The sequence below is a fragment of the Cobetia sp. MB87 genome (genome assembly GCF_011319755.1).
Taxonomy (GTDB): Bacteria; Pseudomonadota; Gammaproteobacteria; order Pseudomonadales; family Halomonadaceae; genus Cobetia.
On sequence record NZ_VFBC01000007.1, the window covers coordinates 341514 to 360517 of the forward strand.

Below are 19004 nucleotides of genomic sequence, written 5' to 3' on the forward strand. Positions count from 1 at the left end.
AATGGTGCCCGCAGAGGCATCGAGACCAAGGGAGAGGTCACATGCTGGAAGCCTTGTACGCAGGGGGAGTCTTGATGCTCCCCATCCTCGGATGTTCCGTCGTCGCACTGGCCATCATCCTCGAGCGCCTGTGGACGCTGCGTCGTCGACGCATCGCGCCGAAGGGCCTGGGACAGCAGGTGTGTGAACTGATCAGCCAGGGACAGGTCAATGTCTACTGGCTGGAGAGTCATTCGCCGCTGGGCAACGTGCTGGCGGCGGGACTGCGCAATGCGCGCCTGGGCAATGAGCAGGTACGCGCGCGCATGCAGGAATCGGCCGTGGCCGTGATCCATGACATGGAGCGCTTCCTGAGTCCGCTGGGCACCATCGCCGCCATCACGCCGCTGTTGGGGTTGTTGGGCACGGTAGTCGGCATGATCGACGTCTTTGCCGTGATCGTCGATGCGGGCAGCGCCGAGCGAGCCCAGGAGCTGGCCGGCGGGATCTCCCAGGCGCTGGTGACGACGGCGTCCGGCTTGACGGTGGCGATTCCGGCACTGATGTTCCATCGCTATTTCCAGCGCTGTGTCGAGGACATCACCGTCAACATGGAGGAGCAGGCAGGGCAGGTGGTGGAGTATATCTCGCACCATCAGGGTGAGCTCGGGCTGGCCGAGAGCCATGACGGCATCGACCGTCGCCCGGGGCAGCGCCCCGGCCAGGTGCCGGAGCCCCATGAGCGCCTGCCGGAAGACTTGCCGGCCTACATGCGTCGTGATGCCGATGACCCCTATGGTGGCGATGATGGCAAGGGGGCAGGTGCCGGGAGGCCGTCATGAGGTTTCCGCGTCGCCAGCGTGAGTCGGTGGAGGTCAATCTCACCCCGCTGATCGACGTGGTGTTTCTGCTGCTGATCTTCTTCATGGTCTCGACCACCTTCGATAGCCGTCGAGCGCTGGACCTCATCCTGCCGCAGTCCAGTCAGGCCAGCGCGGTAGAGCAGGCGCCCTTGATTCTGAGCATCGGGGCAGCAGGTGATTTTACGCTCGGCGAGGCAAGCCTCGGCGAGGATGAACTGGGAGCGCAACTTGCGCAGTACAAGGACCAGGCAGATCGTTTCGGGTTGATCCTCGAAGCCGATGGCCGCACGCCCCACGCCAAGGTGGTCACGGCGCTGGACGCCGCCGCTGAAGTGGGTATCACCCGTGTGCGCATCAGTACGCGTATCGGGACGGAATCATCATCACCGGATGCCCCATGAGGGCGCCGCCCAAGTCTATGGAGACCCCGTGAGTCGCGACTCCACCTGGATTCATTACCGCCGCTTGCTCGGCTATGTTCGCCCGTACTGGAAGATGTTTCTGGCCGCCATCGTCGGCTACATCATCTACGGTGCCTCGAGTACGGCGCTGGCCGAGATGATGAAGCGCCTGATCGACGGCATTCAGAATCCTGACGCCCAGTTCAGACTGTTCCTGCCGCTGTTCGTGATCGGCATGTTCGCCGTGCGTGGCGTCGGCACCTTCCTGGGCACCTACTGCATGAGTGATGTGGCACGCAACGTGGTGCACACCCTGCGCACCACGGTGTTCAATCACATGCTGCACCTGCCGGGGCGCTATTTCGACGAGAACTCCACCGGCCATCTCATCACTCGCGTCACCTACCATGTCGAGCAGATCACCGGCGCGGCCACCAAGGCGCTGACCATCATCATGCGCGAAGGCTTCTTCGTGCTCGGCCTGCTGGGCTATCTGTTCTGGACCAACTGGAAGCTGACACTGGTATTCATCGCGGTCACGCCGCTGATCGGTTGGGTGGTCAGCTATGCCAGCAAGCGTTTCCGCAAGCTCTCCAAGCGCATCCAGGGTTCGATGGGGGAGGTGACCCACGTGGCCTCCGAAGCGCTGTCCGGCCATCGTGTCGTGCGTACCCACGGTGCCGAGGATTTCGAGAAGGCGCGCTTCGCCGCGGTCAGTGAGTACAACCGCGAGCAGAAGATGAAGGAAGCGCTGACCAAGGCCACCGCCACGCCGGTCATCCAGCTGTTGATCGCCGTGGCGCTGGCGACGCTGGTGTGGCTGGCGATGGCGCCGGAACTGATGGCAGGCATGAGCGCCGGTGAGTTCGTCGGCTTCATCACCGCCGCTTCGATGATGGCCAAGCCGGTGCGTCAGCTGACCGAAGTCAACGGCGAGATCCAGAAGGGCATGGCAGCCTCGGAAGAACTGTTCGGTCTGCTGGATACGCCGGCAGAGCCGGACAACGGCACCCTGGTGCCCGAGGGTCGCCTCGAGGGGCGTGTGCGCTTCGACAATGTCCACTTCCGCTATGCAGACCATCAGCCGGAGGTGCTCAAGGGCATCGATCTGGAGGTGAAGCCGGGGCAGATGGTGGCTATCGTCGGGCGTTCGGGGTCGGGCAAGTCGACATTGATGAGCCTGCTGCCGCGCTTCTACGCACCGACCACCGGCCGTATCCTGATCGATGATGTTGCCATCGAGGACTACAAGCTGCGCCCGATGCGTCAGCAGATCGCGCTGGTTTCACAGAATGTCACCCTGTTCAATGCCGACCTGACCGCCAACATCGCCTACGGCACCGGCGAGGTCGACAAGGCGCGGGTGGAAGAGGCGGCGCGTGCGGCCTATGCCCACGAATTCATCGAGCGCATGAGTGAAGGCTACGACACCATCGTCGGCGACAATGGCGTGATGCTCTCCGGTGGTCAGCGCCAGCGGATCGCCATCGCTCGCGCCATCTACAAGGACTCGCCGATTCTGGTGCTGGACGAGGCCACCTCGGCGCTGGATACCGAATCCGAACGCTATATCCAGCGCGCGCTGGAAGAAGTGTGTCAGGGCCGGACGACCTTCGTGATCGCCCACCGTTTGTCCACCATCGAGAAGGCGGACCGCATCCTGGTGATGGATGATGGCGAGATCATCGAAGACGGCACCCACGAATCATTGATTGCTCAGGAAGGTGCTTATGCCGCGCTGCATCGCATCCAGTTCCGGGAGACGGCAGACGCATGAGTGAACGACTGGTAGACGCCTGGTATCGCGGCGCCGGCTGGCTCCATCTACTGCGCCCGCTGGAACATGTCTACAGGAATGTGGTGGCGCGCAAGCGCAATGCCTATCTCACCGGCAAGCGTGAGGTCTGGAAGGCACCGGTGCCGGTGATCGTGATCGGCAACATCACCGTCGGCGGCACCGGCAAGTCGCCGCTGGTCGCCTGGCTGGGGCGCTGGTTGAGCGAGCAGGGCTGGCGCCCGGGCATCATCTCGCGCGGCTATGGCGGGCATTCGCCGCGCTATCCCCTCTACGTGCAGGCCGATACCGACCCTCAGCATGCCGGCGACGAGCCGGTGATGCTGGCCCAGCAGACCGGTCTGCCGGTGGCGGTCGACCCGGATCGCCCGAGCGCGGCGCGGCGCCTGATTGCCGCCGGCTGTGACATTCTGCTTTCCGATGATGGCCTGCAGCACCATGCGCTGGGACGCGATATCGAGCTGGTGGTCGTGGACGGAGAGCGTGCCTTCGGCAATCAGCGTTGCCTGCCTGCCGGGCCGCTGCGTGAGCCGTTGTCGCGCCTCGCCAGTGTCGATGCGGTGATCTCCAACGGTGTCATCGACTGCTCACGTCTGCCGGTGGAATCGCATTGCATGACGCTGACGCCGGTCCATTGGCGTCACCTGATCGACGACGTGCGGTATCCTGCCCACCAGTTGCCATTCAGCGGTCAGGTGCATGCGTTGGCCGGTATCGGCAATCCGCAGCGCTTCTTCCGCACCCTGACCAACCTCGGGGTCGAGCATCTGCCGCGTCCGCTGGCGGACCACCATCGTTTCACGCCGACGGATCTGCGCTTTTCCGACAATCTGCCCGTGGTGATGACCGCCAAGGACGCCGTCAAGTGTCGCAGCTTCGCCAATGAGCGCTGCTGGGCGCTGGATGTCGAGGCGCGTCCGGATCAGGCGCTGGTGGACTGGCTCGCCAAACGCCTTGAGGCGCTCTGAGGGCTTGATCGCTGAATTTTCTTTCTTTTCTGCTGTTATTCCGGAGATGTCTCGATGGACAAGGAACTGCTCGCGCTACTGGTCTGCCCGCTGTGTCAGGCCAAGCTGACCTATGATGCGGCGAACGCCGAGCTCAAGTGCTTCTATGATGGCCTCGCCTATCCGGTACGCGACGGCATTCCCGTCATGCTGGAAGAAGAAGCGCGCCAGATGGATGCCGACGAGAAGCTCAAGGGGAGCCGCGGCTGATGAGTGACCTTCTGCAGCAGGGGCAGGCAGACGACAGCCGTTCAGAGGGCGAGGCCGGCTTCGTGGTCGTGATTCCGGCGCGTTTCAACTCCTCACGCCTGCCGGGCAAGCCGCTGGCGGACATTCATGGCCAGCCGATGATCGAGCATGTCTGGCGCAATGCCTGCGCCAGTCAGGCCAGCCGGGTCGTGATCGCCACCGATGACGAGCGTATCCGTGAGGTCTGCGAAGACTTCGGGGCCGAGGTGGTGATGACGCGTGCCGATCATCCCAGCGGGACGGACCGCCTTGCCGAGGTGGTCACGCTGCTGGCGCTGGCCCCCGAGACCCTGGTGGTCAACGTCCAGGGCGATGAGCCGCTGCTGCCGGCGGCGCTGATCGATCAGGTGGCGGTGCGTCTCGGGGAAGACGAGGGGGCCTCGATCGCCACGCTGGCGGAGTCGATCGCCAGCGTCGACAGCCTGTTCAACCCCAATGTGGTCAAGGTGGTGCGTGACCTGCGCGGGCGTGCTCTGTACTTCTCGCGTGCGCCCATTCCGTGGGATCGCGAGCACTTCACCACGCCGCCGGACATGCTGGCCACCGATTCCTGGCTGCGCCATATCGGCCTCTACGCCTACCGTGCCAGCTTCCTGACCGATTACGTTGACTGGCTGCCGGCCCCGCTGGAGCAGCTCGAACAGCTCGAACAGCTGCGCGCGCTGCATCATGGTCATGCCATCCAGGTAGCCATTGCCTGCACGGCGCATCCGGCCGGTGTCGATACGCCGGAGGATCTCGAGCGCGTGCGCGACTGGTTGGCGCAAGCAGCAGCAGGCAGCGCGAGCGGAGAGGGCTGATGAGCGAGCTTCTTGAGCAACTGTCCCAGCGTCAGGCGCCATTGGAGCGCATCCTGATGGTGTGCCTGGGCAATATCTGCCGCTCACCGAGTGCCGAAGGCGTGTTGCGCGCGGCGCTGACGCGCCATGGCCTGGAGCAGGTCGTCACGGTGGACAGCTGCGGCACCAGTGACTGGCATGTCGGCGGTCAGCCTGATTCGCGGGCCATCGCCCATGCGGCCAAGCGCGGCTATGACATCAGCGCGCTGCGTGCCCGTCAGTTGTGCGAGCAGGACTTTCACGACTTCGATCTGATTCTGGTGATGGACGACGCCAATCTTGCCGATACACGTGCCTTGGCTGCGCGCAGCAACAGTGGCGATCAGGCGCTGATCGGTCGCCTGCTGGACCTGCTGCCAACCCCGCTGCCCGCGCTGGCGGCGGGCAGTCGTGAGGTGCCGGACCCCTACACCGGGGGCCCCGATGCCTTCGAGCGTGTGCTGGATCTGATCGATGTGGCCTGCGAGGCGCTCATCGCGGCACTGCCTGCGGCGACCACGGCGCGGGCGCGCTCATGACTCAGGTGTCAAGTGAGCAGAGCGCAGGCGACACCTCGCAACGCGAGGGGGTGGCACTGGATGGCTGTAATACGCTGGGTTTCTCGGCGCGCGCCCGCGCCCTGAGTGAGCCACACACCATCGAGGCGGCAAGGGCGCAGGTGCTGGCCTCCCGGCAGGCTGGTGAGCGTCTGGTGGTGATCGGCGGTGGCAGCAACCTGGTATTGCTGCCATGGCTGGATGCCCATGTCATGCGTCCGGCCTTTGACGAGGTCACCATCACGCCGGCAGAAGACGGCCTGACAGCCACGGTCTGCGTCGAGGCCGGCAAGCGCTGGCATGCCCTAGTGATGGAGCTGGCCAGCGCCGGCTGGTGGGGCTATGAAAATCTGGCACTGATTCCCGGTTGCTGCGGTGCGGCGCCTATCCAGAATATCGGCGCCTATGGCGTCGAGCTGGCAGACCATCTGCTGCGCCTGGAAGTCATGTCGCTGGAAGATGGCAGCTGCCGTTGGATGAATCGTGAGGAATGCGGTTTCGGCTATCGCGACAGCATCTTCAAGGGCGCGCTTGAGTATCGCGTGCTGATCACGCGTCTGGAGTTGCAGGTATCGCGCCAGGCGTCGCCCCGGCTCGGTTATGGTGATCTCGCCCAGCGCGTCAGTGCGGCGCTGCCGCAAGGGGAGGAGGCGACGCCGTTGCAGGTCGCCCGGGCGGTGATTGCCACGCGCAGTGAAAAGCTGCCCGACCCCGCGCAACTCGGCAATGCCGGCAGTTTCTTCAAGAATCCACAGCTTCCCCAGGCTGAGGCCCAGGCGTTGTTGACTCGCTTCCCGAGCTTGCCGCATTACCCGCAGGCCGATGGCAGCATCAAGCTGGCAGCAGGCTGGCTGATCGATCAATGCGGTCTCAAGGGCGCGCGCAGAGGCCATGTCGGCGTGCATGCTCAGCAGGCGCTGGTGCTGGTGCACTTCGGCGAGGGTGCCGTCACGGAGCTGCTGGCACTGGCGCAGGAGGTGCGTGAGGCCGTCCATGCCCGCTTCGGGGTCTGGCTCGAGCAGGAGCCGCGCGAGCTGGGAATGATGCCTAAAGGGTGATGCCCGAGGGCTGAGGCCCAGAGTCGTGCGCACGAGACCTGCGCTGAAGTGAAGGCACGCACACAAGGCGCTGAAAATAGCATGCACTGAAAACAAGAACGCCCCGCAGGCTTGCCTGCGGGGCGTTCTTGTTTTCAGTGCTTGGTTCTGACTTGCTGCTCAACGCGAGCGGCTGGCAGACCCTGGCATAGACCCTGTCTTGCTGCCTTTCTGGCGCCCCCTTCAGCGCTGGTGGCTGAAAGGGGCGCCAGAGTGACGGCAGGGGCAGGGCGCCTGCCTCAGGACTCATTGTGACGTGTTGCTGTCATCCTGGGCGGTCGTGTCCTGAGTCTCTGCGCTGGCCTGTTGTGCGGCAGCACGTTCGGCAGCTTCACGCTCACGACGACGCACTTCGCGTGGATCGTTGTAGGCGCGTTCGCCACGGCGACGGCGGGTCTCGGCGGCTGGCTGCGTGCTTTCCTGCTGCGCGCCTTCTGCCACTGTCGTCTCGCCTTGCTCGCTCGGTGCCTGCTTCTGCTCGCTGTCAGCGACTTCCACTGTGTGGGAGTCGTCGCTCACGGCTTGTGCCACGGTGACATTGTCGTGACGCTCGGCAGTCGCGAACGCTGCCTCGGCCGGCGCATTCTCGACGCTGGCGCTGACGTTGACGGCGCTTTCGGCACCTTCAGCAGTAGCATCAGCGCCTTCAGCGTTTGCAGAGCCTTCAGCAGCATCAGAGCCTTCAGCCGATTGAGAGCCTTCAGCCGATTGAGAGCCTTCAGCTGATTGAGAGCCTTCCGCAGCTACAGCGACAGTATCTGTGGTGCGCTCAGTGCTGACGGCAGGCTCAATCTCAGTACTGGCCACGTCAGCGCTTTCTGCCACCTTCGCCTCACTGGTCTCAGTCTGCTGAGGAGCCTCTTGACGCACGGCCTCCTGTACAGGCTGTTCAACGGCGGCTTCTTCCACGCCAGGTTCTTGCGCCACAGGCTGCGCAGGCTGGCTGGCAGTGTCTGTTTCAGCGGCGACCGCTTCCTCTGCTTCAGCGACAGGTGCCTGAGCTTCGGTGGCCGGTGCCTGGGCGCTTTGCTCGGCGGCGGCTGACGCTTCAGGCACAGCGGCTTCGCTGGTCACGCTTTCCTTCAGCGACTGCTCATCGGCCGCGGCTTCCGGCGCGACTTCTGCCGCGGTGACGGCCGGCGTGTCGACGGCGTTGTCAGCTGCGCTGGCCTGCGGCTGGTGCACGCTTGGCTGCTGGACGGCGTGCTGCTCAGTGCGCTGGGCGGCGTGCTGCTCAGTCTTCTGCGCTTGGTGAGCGCCAGTGGCAGGCGCTTCGGACGCCTCTTCGGCAGGTGCTTCGATCGGCGCTTCGACGACCGGCTCGGCCACTTCCGCTGGCTCGTCGGATGGCGCTGACTCAGGGGCGACCGTCTCTTTGAGCGTCTCGTTGCTCGGCTCGCTGATTTCCGGTGCGGCGGCTGCCGTGAGGTCTGCGCTGGCAGACTGCTCGACGGTGGTCGGTGCGTGCTGTGCAGCGGTGCTGTTTTCATCATGCGGGGCGCTGTCGTTGCCTTGCGGGGCATTGGCTTCGCCCTGCGGAGCAGCGCTGACGGCTTCGGCACCTTCGGCACCTTCCTCGGCAATGGCCGGCACCGTAGCGGCTGCCGAAGCAGCAGCGGCCGGAGCCTGCGGGCCTGCCAGCGTCATGGCCTTGAGCGACTCCTGCTCTTCGACCGCCTGCGGGTTCAGAGCGTGCTGACGGCTGCGCACACGCGGGTTGTTGCGAGTCTGCTGGTCTTCGCTGCTGACCTGCTGTTCCACCTGCTCGGCCTGTTCGGCTGCCTTGATGGACTCGCGTGCCTGCTTGCTGTCGACCTGCTCGGCCTTGTCTGTCTTGGCCGGCTTTTCACCACGTGCCGGCTTGTCGCTGCGCTTGCCGGAATCGCGCTTGCTGGCGTTGTCGGCCTTGGCGTTCTGGCTATCGCTGCTCCTGGCTTCGGCTTTCGGGCTGTTGTCAGCCTGCGGCGTCTGCTCCGGTTCGGCCTGCGGCTTGCTGTCGTTGGTGACGATTTCCTGCTGGCTGTCCTGACGCGACTCGTTGGACTTGCGACGGTTGCCACGGTCGTTGCGCTGGCGACGCTTGTTGTTGCTGCGGCCATCGTTCTGGCTGTTGCTGTCAGCGTCGTTGCCACGGGCATCGTTGCCGCTGTTGCGTGACTCGCTGTCGCTGTTGCGTGACGCGTTGTCATTGCGACGACGGGAGTCCTTGCGGTTGTCATCACGCTCGTTGCCACGGCCGTCATTGCTGCGGTCGTTGTTACGATCGTTGCTACGTTCAGCGTTGCGACCACTGCGGGACTCGTTGCGAGCCGCTGCCGGAGCGCTGGATTCACTGACGGTCTCGCGACGCTCGCGGGCCTTTTCCAGTGCCTTGCGGGCTTCGCTGGACTTGGCCGGCGCAGCAGTGTCGCTGTCATTGCCCAGCAGGCGGCTGAAGCCTCGGGCCAGGCGCGACAGCAGACCGCCACCGGCGGCCGGAGCCGCAGTCCTGGCGGGAGTCTGGGCTGACGGCTGCGCCACGACTTCCTGCTTGCTGGCCTGAGCGCGGGTGTCATTGCCCTGGCTCGAGCGGTTGCCCTGACGGTTGTCATTGCGCGCGCTCTGACGGCTGTCGTTGCGGCCTTCGCTGCGAGTGTCATTACGAGACTCGTTGCGCGACTCCTGACGGTTGCGGCCGTTGCTGCTGCCGTTGCCGTTGCGACGACGATTGCCGTTGTTCTTGCCGTTGCCGTTGCCGTTGCGGCTATCGCTGTCATTGCTGCTGTCAGTGGTCTCTGCCACGGCGGCGGGCGCTGCGGCAGGCGCTTCCGGTGCGGCAACCGGGGCAGGCGTGGTGTGGGACACGCTCTTGACGGCGGCTTCAGTGCGCGCCGGCGGCTTGTCGAAGTTCGGATCCGGTTCCTTGCCGACCTCGGTCTCGACGGACAGCTCGAAGCTGGACTTGTCGGCACCGTCTTCATCGACGTGGTCATCACGCAGACGCACGACTTCGTAGTGCGGCGTGTCGAGCTCCGGGTTCGGCAGCAGCACGACATTCACGCCCTGACGGCGCTCGATGTCGAACAGCGTGGCGCGCTTCTCGTTGAGCAGGTAGGTCGCGACCGGCACCGGCAGGATGGCGCGGATCTGCGAGCTGCGCTCCTTCATGGCCTCTTCTTCGATCAGACGCATGATGGAGAGTGCCATGGAGCGCACATCACGAATGGTGCCCTGGCCGTCACAGCGCGGACAGACCACGCCGCTGGTCTCGCCCAGCGACGGACGCAGGCGCTGGCGCGACATTTCCATCAGGCCGAAGCGTGAGATGCGACCGATCTGGACGCGGGCGCGGTCGATCTTGAGCGCGTCGCGCACACGATTCTCGACTTCACGCTGGTTGCGTGCCGGCGTCATGTCGATGAAATCGATCACCACCAGGCCGCCGATGTCGCGCAGACGCAGCTGGCGGGCGATCTCGTCGGAGGCCTCCAGGTTGGTCTGCAGCGCGGTTTCCTCGATATCACTGCCGCGGGTGGCGCGAGCGGAGTTGATATCGATGGAGACAAGGGCTTCGGTGTGGTCGATGACGATGGCGCCACCGGAGGGCAGCTTCACTTCACGCTGGTAGGCGGTCTCGATCTGGGATTCGATCTGGAAGCGCGAGAACAGCGGCACGTCGTCTTCGTAGAGTTTGATCTTCTGCTGGTAGCTCGGCATCACCTGACGCACGAAGGACAGCGCTTCTTCCTGGACTTCCGGAGAGTCGATCAGCACTTCGCCGATGTCATTGCGCAGGTAGTCGCGCATGGCACGGATGATGACGTTGGATTCACGGTAGATCAGGAAGGGGGCAGGGCGGCTGGAGGCGGCCTTGGTCACCGCGTCCCACACCTGGGCCAGGTAGTCGAGGTCCCACTGCAGCTCTTCGGCGCTCTTGCCGATGCCGGCGGTGCGCACGATGACCCCCATCTTGTCCGGCAGGGTCAGGCTGTTCATCGCTTCCTTCAGCTGAGCGCGCTCTTCGCCCTCGATGCGGCGGGAGATACCACCGGCACGCGGGTTGTTAGGCATCAGCACGAGGAAGCGGCCAGCCAGACTGATGAAGGTGGTCAGGGCGGCACCCTTGTTGCCACGCTCTTCCTTGTCGACCTGGACGATGACTTCCTGGCCTTCCTTGAGCACTTCACGAATGTTGGGACGGCCCTGGCCGGGGTCCTTGGAGAAGTACTCGCGGGAGATTTCCTTGAGTGGCAGGAAACCGTGGCGTTCGGCGCCGAAGTCGACGAAGCAGGCTTCGAGGCTGGGCTCGATGCGGGTGATCTTGCCGCGGTAGATATTGGCTTTCTTCTGTTCGCGGGCGCCGGACTCGATGTCGAGATCGTAAAGGCGTTGTCCGTCGACCAGTGCGACGCGCAGCTCTTCTGGCTGGGTCGCGTTGATGAGCATCCGTTTCATGTCGTCTCGCTAGACTGGGCGTGCCGAAGGGCAGCCGCATTGTGCGTCGGCGACGAGGAACCGTTTTCCGCTTCGTGTTGTGCTCAGCGCATGTCGTGGAATGCGTTTTTCGCATGCAGGCAAGTCCGTGGACGGGCCACATGCGGCATGATCATGTTGAGTACTTGGAAGAGGCAGGACGTGTTGCGGGGATTGGTACTCCTCCGGCCCTGCGGTCTCTTCCCTAACACCTGGCATTAGCCGATTCATCGACGCCGGCCTTCGGCACGGATATCGAATGATTGCCCGGGCTTCATGCCCGGGCGGTCTTGTGTCGTTGGCCCATGAATGACTGGGCATCTTGCTGTCTTGCCTGCGCAGGCGGCTTTCGGGCTCCCGCGACAGCATCTCGTGGAGTCTGCAACGAAGGCTCGAAGGGCGATTGCGCTGCGGCGCGCGGCGTCATGCGTTCCGCGCCCGCTGATATCGTCACCAGGTCCTGTGAGACCTGAGCGACATCGATGTTTTGCGTCAGCTTCTGGTCTGGCCGCTGGCCGCGAATGACTGTCCTTGGGGCGGCCTTCGCTGCCTGTGATTGACAGGTGCGATGCGCGGGACAGCACGCTACCGACAGGGTAGATGACAACAGGGTGCTTGCGTGACCTGCACGGTGCTGATGTCGGTGCGCGTTGCTTCATTGCGGGCCATCTGACCCTCTCCGCCGGCGTGAAGCACCTTGTTGAAGTGCCGGGTGCGCCGTTTTTCCGGCCGCTGTGACAGGGCTGCGGAGACGATGATCGGGCATATAGAGAAGGCCCATCTCACTGCGCTCGAATATACCAGTAAAGGTATGTACCAGCAATTCAGCTGCCAGATCAAACGCTTCGCTACATCGCCCGAGATACGAGGCCCGGTGAGCCGCTCATGAGAGCGGCATGTGGCACGATGATTCCCCATTGGTCGCATGACACCGTAGAATGGCCGGTCTGAGTGCGCCCAGGCGCACGGCAACAAGATGAGCAGGCCGCGCGAAGGCGGGGCCGGAAAGGAGTGCGACATGGCCGAAGGCCAATCAGTCCAGTGGATCGAGGTTGCCCCGGAATTGGCCGGGCAGCGCATCGACAACTTTCTGCGTACCCGCCTCAAGGGCGCACCCAAGGCGTTGATCTATCGCATCGTGCGCAAGGGGGAAGTGCGCGTGAACAAGAAGCGCATCAAGGTCGATTATCGCCTGCAGGCGGGCGATCTGGTGCGGGTGCCGCCACTGCGCCTCTCGCCGGAAGCCGCCGTGCAGGAAGTCAGTGACAATCTGCGCGAGGTGCTGGCGGGCTGCATCGTGCGCGAGACGGATGACTTCATGGTCATCAACAAGCCCTCGGGGCTTGCCGTGCACGGTGGCAGTGGCGTCAAGATCGGTCTGATCGAGGCCATGCGCCAGATTCGCGCCGACCTGCCGTTCCTGGAGCTGGTGCACCGCCTGGACCGTGATACCTCCGGCTGCATTCTGCTGGCCAAGACGCGGGCTGCGCTGTTGCAGCTCAATGCCGACCTCAAGGCCCACAAGATGACCAAGCTGTATCTGGCACTGGTCGAGGGGCGCTGGGATTCACGTCGCGATTACGTCAATGCACCGCTGGAGCGCTACGACGGTGGCAATGGTGAGCGTCGGGTGCGCGTCGATGAGGCCGGCAAGACGGCCAGCACGCGTTACGCGGTACGTGAGGCCTATTCGAGCATGACGCTGGTCGAGGCCGAGCCGATTACCGGGCGTACCCATCAGATCCGCGTGCACTCGGTGCATGCCGGGCATCCGTTGCTCGGCGATACCAAGTACGGCACCGAGCGCGGCAATGCCCTGGCGAAGAAGGTCGGGCTGGAGCGCCTGTTCCTGCATGCCGCCCAGCTCAGCTTCCCTGATCCGATCGACGGGCGAACCGTCACCGTGCGCGCGCCGCTGGACAAGCGGATGAAGCGCGTTCTCGCCACTGCCAGAGAGCTGGGAGCTCGTCATGACTGATCTCGTTGCAGGACTGCCGCAACCGCGCTATCGCCTGGTCATCTTCGACTGGGATGGCACCCTGATGGATTCCGAGGCGCGTATCGTCGACTGCCTGCAGGCGGCCTCACTGGCGACGGGCATGGGCGAGCTGCCTGCCCATGCGGCGCGCGACATCATCGGGCTCGGGCTGCCCGAAGCCATGGAGCGCCTGTTCCCGGGGGCGACGGCCGAGCAGTGCGAGGCGCTGGTCGCGGCCTACAAGGCGCATTTCGTGGCGGTCGATACCACGCCGCTGGACTTTTTCCCCGGTGTCGAGGCCGGCATCCAGCGTCTGCGTCGCCACCCCGAGCAGCTGCTGGCCGTCGCGACGGGCAAGAGCCGGCGCGGGCTGGACCGCATGTTCAGGGCCCATGATTGCGGTGACTGGTTCCATGCCTCGCGCACCGCGGACCTGACGCTGTCCAAGCCGCATCCCCGCATGCTCGAGGAGCTGTTGGCCGAGCTGAACGTTGAGGCGCATGAGGCGCTGATGGTCGGCGATACCGAATATGATCTGGAAATGGCGCGTGCCCTGGGCATGCACAGTGTCGGTGTCGACTACGGCGTACACAGTGTGCCGCGCCTTGAGGCCTGTGCGCCGCAGCGCATCGTCTCGCATTTCGATGAATTGATGGAGTGGCTGTACGTGGCCAGATAACGGTCGCGATCACCCAGCACAGGAGCAGCAATCGATGAGTGACAGGCCGCAGGATCCCTGGCGTGAAGGCGCGGGTGGCAAGGACGAGAGCGTAGCGGGCTTGAGCGGGCCGGGCATGAGTGGACAGTGCGCGGCTACCGCCTCCGAGCGAGAGGTGGACTGGCAGGCGCGCGAGCGTACCGCGCAGCTTGAGATGATGGACCGCTGGGTGCAAGGCGTGGTCACCGAGCAGCGTCGTTCGCGGCGCTGGAAGCTGTTCTTCCGCTTCCTGTTCGCCTTGCTGTTCATCGCCTCGATCGCGACCTCGGTGACCCTGTTCACGCTCGGTAGCCAGCCAGCGGCGCTGCCCGGCGAGCAGCATCTGGGCGTAGTGCGCGTGAAAGGCGTGATCGAGGCGGATGGTGAAGCCAATGCCGAGCGCATCATCAAGGGGCTACGCGCGGCCTGGGAGTCACCGGCCTCCGTGGCGGTGGTGCTCGACATCAACTCGCCTGGTGGCAGCCCGGTGCAGTCACAGCGTGTCTATGACGAGCTGATGCGGCTACGTGAGCAGGGCGACAAGCCGGTGATCGCGGTGATTGAAGACCTGGGTGCCAGTGGTGCCTATTACATGGCGGCCGGTGCCGGTGAGATCATCGCGGCACCCTCAAGCCTGGTGGGCTCCATCGGCGTGATCTCTTCAAGCTTCGGGCTCAAGGGGCCGATGGAGAAGCTGGATATCGAGCGTCGCGTGTTCACGGCGGGAGACAACAAGGCGTTTCTTGATCCGTTCTCGGAAATCTCGCCAGACCAGCGTGCCTTCTGGCAGAGCGTGCTGGCCACGACGCACCAGCAGTTCATCGCGGCGGTCAAGGCCGGGCGCGGTGAACGCCTCAAGGACGATCCCGAGCTGTTCTCGGGGCTGATCTGGACCGGCGAGCAGGCCCGGGGGCTGGGGCTGGTCGATCGTACCGGCACGCTGGAAGAGCTGGCGGCTGAGCTGACGCCAGAAGCAGAGCTGCACGATTACACGCCGCGTCAGGACCCCTTCGAGCGCTTCACGCGGCGCTTCGCCGGTGTAATGGCCAGTGCGATGGGGCTCGAGACGACGGTATCACCTGTCAGCTACCGCCTGCCCCGGTAGGCGAGCCAGAGCCGCAGCCCTCGTCGCTCAGGGCTGCGGTGTCTCTCAGGAGCGCGGTGCCACTCAGGAGCGCGGCGCATCCAGCAGAGGGTCGACGCCTGCCTCGCGCAGCAGTTCGCACAGGCGAATCAGCGGCAGACCGATCAGGCTGTTGGGGTCACGCCCCTCGAGGCGCTCGAAGAGCGTGATGCCCAGCCCTTCCATGCGGAAGCTGCCGGCGCTGTCGAGGGGGCGCTCGCGCTCGACGTAGCGCGCGATCTCGGCGCTGCTCAGAGGGCGGAAGACGACCTCGTAGTCTTCATGACAGACCCAGTGGCGCGCAGACTGGGTGTCGATCAGCGCCAGGCCGGTCACGAAGCGTACGCGACGTCCGGAAAAGCGCGCCAGCTGGTCGCATGCGGCTGACAGATCCGCCGGCTTGCCCAGTATCTCGCCTTCGAAGACGGCGACCTGATCGCTGCCGATGATCAGGTGGTGGGTATAGGCATCCGCCACGGCATTGGCCTTGCCGAGTGCCAGACGATGGACCAGTGTCTCGGGGCTTTCTTCGCGGCGCGGCGTTTCATCGATGCTGGGGGCTGTCCAGGTGAAGGGCAGCCCGAGGCGTTCAAGCAGTTCACGACGCCAGCGTGAGCTGGACGCCAGGACCAGTGGAGTCATCATGGCTCTCCGTTGGGGCGCGTTGCGGTCATTGGCTGGGCGGCGCGCGGCAAGTATTTGAAAAACAAGGGCTGCAGGATGCCGTAAATCCTCTCGGCATTGAAGCGTCAGGCGCGTACAATCGCGCGCTGGACGTGTAGCCCAGTGTCAGTTGCCGCATATCGACGTGAAAGCGTGATGGTGAGGGGGCTGGCAAAAGCAACAAGTTGCTCATGCATTTTGACACCGGGAGGGGGAATCCCTATTATGGCGCGCCTATGTTGACCACAAGACTGCCGACCAAGGTCGAGCCCTACCGGCTGGCGTCAGCGGGTAAACGCCTTGAAGGCGTGATTCCACTGGCGAACATGCCCCGTGTTGTTGAGGCCATCGGTGCTCAGGAAGGGGACGTCAGCGTCTCCATGACCTTTGACATCGACACTCAACGTCGCAGCTTCATCGAAGGCTCCATCGCCTTCGAGGCAAGTCTGTTATGTCAGCGTTGCCTGGGACCCACCGAGCCGGAGCCGCTTTCCAGCGAGTTCCTGTTGGGCCTGGTGACCAGCGATGCACTGGCGGCGCAGCTGCCCGGTGAGTACGAGCCGGTAGTGGTGGAAAACGAACAGCTGGATCTCCTGACAGTGATCGAGGATGAAGTGCTCCTGGTCCTGCCGCAGGTGGTCTACCACGAGGAGGCCGATTGTGCCGTCTCTCGCGACCAGCTGGCCAGCGGTGTGGAACCCGAGGCCTCGGACGCACCCGCTGTGAATCCATTCAGTGTGCTTCGCACCCTGAAGGACAAGCACTGAACTCAATTTGTCGACAAGATTGGAGTAATCCCCATGGCAGTTCAGCAGAACCGCAAAACTCGTTCCAAGCGTGGCATGCGTCGTAGCCACGATGCCCTGACTGCACCGACCCTGTCCCAGGACAAGGAAACCGGTACAGTTCACCTGCGTCACCACGTCTCTGCCGACGGTTTCTACCGTGGCCGCAAAGTCGTTGATGCATAAGGCATTGATGCAGCGCGCGGCGTAACGCCGTGCGTATCGCCATCGATACGATGGGCGGGGACTTCGGTCCCCGCGCTACGTTACGGGGCACGGCCAGTGCGCTGTTGCGAGACTCGCAACTCAGCGCCATCCTGGTTGGCCCGCAGCATCTACTGGATGCCGAGTTAGACTCCCTCCCTGCTTCACTCTCCCGTGTTCGTGATCGCCTTCAGACACTCGCTGTCGACGGCATTGTCGCGTCTGATGCTCGCCCGTCCCGCGTCTTGCGCAGTCGCGAGCCCAGCAGCATGTCTCAGGCCCTGGGCCTGGTGGCGAAGGGCCAGGCGGATGCCTGTGTCAGTGCCGGCAATACCGGCGCCTTGATGGCGCTGGGCATGCGCGAAGTGGGAAGAGTGAAAGGGGTGGAGCGACCTGCCATCTGTGCCGCGGTGCCCACGCGTGGCGTGCGTGCCTGCAGCTTGCTGGATCTCGGCGCCAACGTCGATGTCGCACCGCACCACCTGCTGGCGTTCGCCCGCATGGGCGCGATGCGCAGTCGCCTCATCGACGCGGTCGAGCGTCCGCGAGTGGGGCTGCTCAACGTGGGGGTCGAGTCGGTCAAGGGGACTGCGCAGGTGCAGGAAGCGCACGCCCTGCTGGCTGCCAGCGAGTCGGACTTCGACTACCTTGGCTTTGTCGAGGGCGGTGACCTCTTCTCCGGCAAGGTAGATGTGGTGGTCTGTGACGGCTTCGTCGGCAATGTCGTGCTCAAGAGCAGTGAAGGGCTTGCGCAGATGCTGTCGGCGCAGCTGGGGGCGACCCTGGCGGCCAGCTGGCGCACGCGCCTGATGGCCTGGCTGGCGCGCCCGGCGCTGACGCGACTCTCGCGTGAGCTGGACCCGGTGCGCTACAACGGCGCCAGCCTGCTGGGCCTGGCGAACGTGGTGGTGAAGAGCCACGGCGGCGCGGCGGCGGAAGGCTTTGCCTTTGCCGTCACGCGGGCGGCCAGCGAGGCTCGCGAGCAATTGCCCTCGCGCCTGGCGCAGGCCCTGGAAGGCACATACTCACGCTGAATGAGTAAATTGGTCTGATTTGTTCCTGTTGGGGTCGAGCTTCGGCGCACACGGTGCGACAATGCCAGCGCTTCGCGGCCGGGCGGTGAAGGCGGACGGGAGTCAGGGGCGGGCAGCCCCCGCAAGAAGCCCCCGCAGGGCAGCAGCATGACGTAAATGACAGGAAGCAGGCTTTCCCCTGGCAGAAGCGTGAGACACGACAGTGGTCGTCTCGCTTGCGAGCCAGCGGAAATCGGGTTTCTTGACCCGTGTCAGTCCCACCTGAACAGATGGAAATGGTGACAGCAATGACAGATTCCCTGGCCCTCATCTTCCCGGGACAGGGCTCCCAGCAGGTCGGCATGCTGCGGGAGCTGGCGGAGCGCTATAGCGTGGTCCGCACTACCTTCGAGGAAGCCTCTGACGCGCTGGGGCGCGATCTCTGGCACCTGACACAGGAAGGTCCGGCGGAGGAGCTCAATCGTACCGAGCTGACCCAGCCGGCGCTTCTGACCGCCAGTGTCGCCATCTGGCGCGTCTGGCAGGAGCTGGAAGGCCCGCGTCCGGCGCGCATGGCCGGTCACTCCCTGGGTGAATACAGCGCCATGGTCTGCGCTGGCGTGATCGGTTTCGCCGAGGGCGTCAAGCTGGTCAATCTGCGCGGCGAAGCCATGCAGACTGCCGTGCCGCAGGGGCAGGGCGCGATGGCGGCCATTCTCGGTCTCGAGAATGCCCAGGTCGAAGCCGCCTGTGCCAGTGCGGCACAGGGTGAAGTGGTCGCGGCAGTCAACTACAATGCGCCGGGACAGGTCGTCATCGCCGGTGGCACCGCTGCCGTCGAGCGTGCCATCGCGGCATGTCAGGAGGCGGGTGCCAAGCGCGCCATGCCGCTGCCGGTGTCGGTGCCGTCGCATTGTGATCTGATGCGTCCGGCGGCCGACAAGCTGGCCGAGGCGATGAATGCCATCGAGTTCCGTGCGCCGCGCTATACCGTCATCCAGAATGTCGATGCCAAGGCGCATGACGATGTCGAGACACTGCGTCAGCGTCTGATCGAGCAGCTTTATCAGCCGGTACGCTGGACCGATTGCGTCAATGCCATGTTCGACAGTGGCGCGCGCAGCTTCATCGAATGCGGCCCGGGCAAGGTATTGACCGGCCTTGGCAAGCGCATTCAGCGTCAGGCGCGTGGCCTGGCCGTGAATGATCCGGATAGCCTGGAAGCGGCGCTGGAACTTGCCCGCGAGACCGCTGCCGAACAGAATCAGTAAGCTCGTGGCTGGCCCATCTGGCCGGCCATGTGACTTGGATCAGCCAACTCAG

Annotated in this window: 17 protein-coding genes; 15 read left to right on the forward strand and 2 right to left on the reverse strand. The window is 64.4% G+C overall.

Features of this window, described 5'->3' with window-relative positions; translation table 11 throughout:
- Positions 1-41: 41 nt before the first annotated feature.
- From CDPAHKCJ_RS07550 to murB, 8 genes are read left to right on the forward strand one after another with little or no spacing between them, the layout of a single operon-like run.
- On the forward strand, positions 42-821 hold the full coding sequence (locus CDPAHKCJ_RS07550; RefSeq protein WP_082388116.1) for a MotA/TolQ/ExbB proton channel family protein: 780 nt from the start codon (positions 42-44) through the stop codon (positions 819-821).
- Complete coding sequence (locus tag CDPAHKCJ_RS07555) at positions 818-1243, forward strand: biopolymer transporter ExbD (RefSeq protein ID WP_153635253.1); 426 nt, start codon at positions 818-820, stop codon at positions 1241-1243. Before CDPAHKCJ_RS07550 ends, CDPAHKCJ_RS07555 begins: the two co-directional genes overlap by 4 nt.
- A 28-nt stretch (positions 1244-1271) precedes the next feature.
- Positions 1272-3020, forward strand: coding sequence for a lipid A export permease/ATP-binding protein MsbA (msbA, locus tag CDPAHKCJ_RS07560; RefSeq protein ID WP_233593441.1), 1749 nt, complete (start codon positions 1272-1274; stop codon positions 3018-3020).
- Entirely contained in the window at positions 3017-4006 is a 990-nt protein-coding gene (gene lpxK, locus CDPAHKCJ_RS07565) for a tetraacyldisaccharide 4'-kinase (RefSeq protein WP_166019275.1), read from the forward strand. The genes msbA and lpxK overlap by 4 nt, the downstream gene beginning before the upstream one ends.
- Before the next feature lie 54 nt (positions 4007-4060).
- On the forward strand, positions 4061-4255 hold the full coding sequence (locus tag CDPAHKCJ_RS07570) for a Trm112 family protein (protein ID WP_043331901.1): 195 nt from the start codon (positions 4061-4063) through the stop codon (positions 4253-4255).
- Complete coding sequence (gene kdsB / locus CDPAHKCJ_RS07575; RefSeq protein ID WP_166019276.1) at positions 4255-5094, forward strand: 3-deoxy-manno-octulosonate cytidylyltransferase; 840 nt, start codon at positions 4255-4257, stop codon at positions 5092-5094. The genes CDPAHKCJ_RS07570 and kdsB overlap by 1 nt, the downstream gene beginning before the upstream one ends.
- The gene (locus CDPAHKCJ_RS07580; protein WP_166019277.1) at positions 5094-5651 is read left to right on the forward strand and encodes a low molecular weight protein-tyrosine-phosphatase; all 558 of its coding nucleotides are present in this window, start codon (positions 5094-5096) and stop codon (positions 5649-5651) included. The genes kdsB and CDPAHKCJ_RS07580 overlap by 1 nt, the downstream gene beginning before the upstream one ends.
- The gene (gene murB / locus CDPAHKCJ_RS07585) at positions 5648-6727 is read left to right on the forward strand and encodes a UDP-N-acetylmuramate dehydrogenase (RefSeq protein ID WP_166019278.1); all 1080 of its coding nucleotides are present in this window, start codon (positions 5648-5650) and stop codon (positions 6725-6727) included. Before CDPAHKCJ_RS07580 ends, murB begins: the two co-directional genes overlap by 4 nt.
- Positions 6728-7012: 285 nt before the next feature.
- On the opposite strand, the gene rne is transcribed toward murB, so the two are convergent.
- On the reverse strand, positions 7013-11200 hold the full coding sequence (rne, locus tag CDPAHKCJ_RS07590) for a ribonuclease E (protein ID WP_205700814.1): 4188 nt from the start codon (positions 11198-11200) through the stop codon (positions 7013-7015).
- A gap of 1036 nt (positions 11201-12236) precedes the next feature.
- Between rne and rluC the strand changes: the two genes are divergently transcribed.
- The 3 genes from rluC to CDPAHKCJ_RS07605 are packed head-to-tail and all read left to right on the forward strand — an operon-like array spanning position 12237 to position 14998.
- Positions 12237-13196 (forward strand): 23S rRNA pseudouridine(955/2504/2580) synthase RluC, encoded by a 960-nt coding sequence (gene rluC / locus CDPAHKCJ_RS07595; protein ID WP_166019279.1) that lies wholly within the window; start codon positions 12237-12239, stop codon positions 13194-13196.
- The gene (locus CDPAHKCJ_RS07600) at positions 13189-13875 is read left to right on the forward strand and encodes an HAD-IA family hydrolase (RefSeq protein ID WP_166019280.1); all 687 of its coding nucleotides are present in this window, start codon (positions 13189-13191) and stop codon (positions 13873-13875) included. Before rluC ends, CDPAHKCJ_RS07600 begins: the two co-directional genes overlap by 8 nt.
- Before the next feature lie 34 nt (positions 13876-13909).
- Positions 13910-14998, forward strand: a complete 1089-nt coding sequence (locus tag CDPAHKCJ_RS07605; RefSeq protein WP_166019281.1) for a S49 family peptidase — start codon at positions 13910-13912, stop codon at positions 14996-14998.
- A gap of 63 nt (positions 14999-15061) precedes the next feature.
- On the opposite strand, the gene CDPAHKCJ_RS07610 is transcribed toward CDPAHKCJ_RS07605, so the two are convergent.
- The gene (locus CDPAHKCJ_RS07610) at positions 15062-15658 is read right to left on the reverse strand and encodes a nucleoside triphosphate pyrophosphatase (protein ID WP_166019282.1); all 597 of its coding nucleotides are present in this window, start codon (positions 15656-15658) and stop codon (positions 15062-15064) included.
- A 257-nt stretch (positions 15659-15915) separates the two neighbouring features.
- On the opposite strand from CDPAHKCJ_RS07610, the gene CDPAHKCJ_RS07615 reads away from it, so the two are divergent.
- The 4 genes from CDPAHKCJ_RS07615 (at position 15916) to fabD (ending at position 18952) form a co-directional block, all read left to right on the forward strand.
- A complete protein-coding gene (locus CDPAHKCJ_RS07615; RefSeq protein WP_107335333.1) occupies positions 15916-16446 on the forward strand; it encodes a YceD family protein in 531 nt (176 codons plus the stop codon).
- Between the two features lie 33 nt (positions 16447-16479).
- Entirely contained in the window at positions 16480-16650 is a 171-nt protein-coding gene (gene rpmF, locus CDPAHKCJ_RS07620; RefSeq protein WP_065392644.1) for a 50S ribosomal protein L32, read from the forward strand.
- 29 nt (positions 16651-16679) lie between these two features.
- The gene (gene plsX / locus CDPAHKCJ_RS07625) at positions 16680-17702 is read left to right on the forward strand and encodes a phosphate acyltransferase PlsX (RefSeq protein WP_166019283.1); all 1023 of its coding nucleotides are present in this window, start codon (positions 16680-16682) and stop codon (positions 17700-17702) included.
- 287 nt (positions 17703-17989) lie between these two features.
- Positions 17990-18952, forward strand: coding sequence for an ACP S-malonyltransferase (gene fabD, locus CDPAHKCJ_RS07630; RefSeq protein WP_166019284.1), 963 nt, complete (start codon positions 17990-17992; stop codon positions 18950-18952).
- Positions 18953-19004: the final 52 nt, after the last annotated feature.

Coding starts and splice junctions, on each gene's coding strand:
- CDPAHKCJ_RS07550 (WP_082388116.1), top strand. CDS start 42: ATGCTGGAAGCCTTGTACGCAGGGGGAGTCTTGATGCTCCCCATCCTC.
- CDPAHKCJ_RS07555 (WP_153635253.1), top strand. CDS start 818: ATGAGGTTTCCGCGTCGCCAGCGTGAGTCGGTGGAGGTCAATCTCACC.
- lpxK (WP_166019275.1), top strand. CDS start 3,017: ATGAGTGAACGACTGGTAGACGCCTGGTATCGCGGCGCCGGCTGGCTC.
- CDPAHKCJ_RS07570 (WP_043331901.1), top strand. CDS start 4,061: ATGGACAAGGAACTGCTCGCGCTACTGGTCTGCCCGCTGTGTCAGGCC.
- kdsB (WP_166019276.1), top strand. CDS start 4,255: ATGAGTGACCTTCTGCAGCAGGGGCAGGCAGACGACAGCCGTTCAGAG.
- CDPAHKCJ_RS07580 (WP_166019277.1), top strand. CDS start 5,094: ATGAGCGAGCTTCTTGAGCAACTGTCCCAGCGTCAGGCGCCATTGGAG.
- murB (WP_166019278.1), top strand. CDS start 5,648: ATGACTCAGGTGTCAAGTGAGCAGAGCGCAGGCGACACCTCGCAACGC.
- rne (WP_205700814.1), bottom strand. CDS start 11,200: ATGAAACGGATGCTCATCAACGCGACCCAGCCAGAAGAGCTGCGCGTC.
- rluC (WP_166019279.1), top strand. CDS start 12,237: ATGGCCGAAGGCCAATCAGTCCAGTGGATCGAGGTTGCCCCGGAATTG.
- CDPAHKCJ_RS07600 (WP_166019280.1), top strand. CDS start 13,189: ATGACTGATCTCGTTGCAGGACTGCCGCAACCGCGCTATCGCCTGGTC.
- CDPAHKCJ_RS07605 (WP_166019281.1), top strand. CDS start 13,910: ATGAGTGACAGGCCGCAGGATCCCTGGCGTGAAGGCGCGGGTGGCAAG.
- CDPAHKCJ_RS07610 (WP_166019282.1), bottom strand. CDS start 15,658: ATGACTCCACTGGTCCTGGCGTCCAGCTCACGCTGGCGTCGTGAACTG.
- CDPAHKCJ_RS07615 (WP_107335333.1), top strand. CDS start 15,916: ATGTTGACCACAAGACTGCCGACCAAGGTCGAGCCCTACCGGCTGGCG.
- rpmF (WP_065392644.1), top strand. CDS start 16,480: ATGGCAGTTCAGCAGAACCGCAAAACTCGTTCCAAGCGTGGCATGCGT.
- fabD (WP_166019284.1), top strand. CDS start 17,990: ATGACAGATTCCCTGGCCCTCATCTTCCCGGGACAGGGCTCCCAGCAG.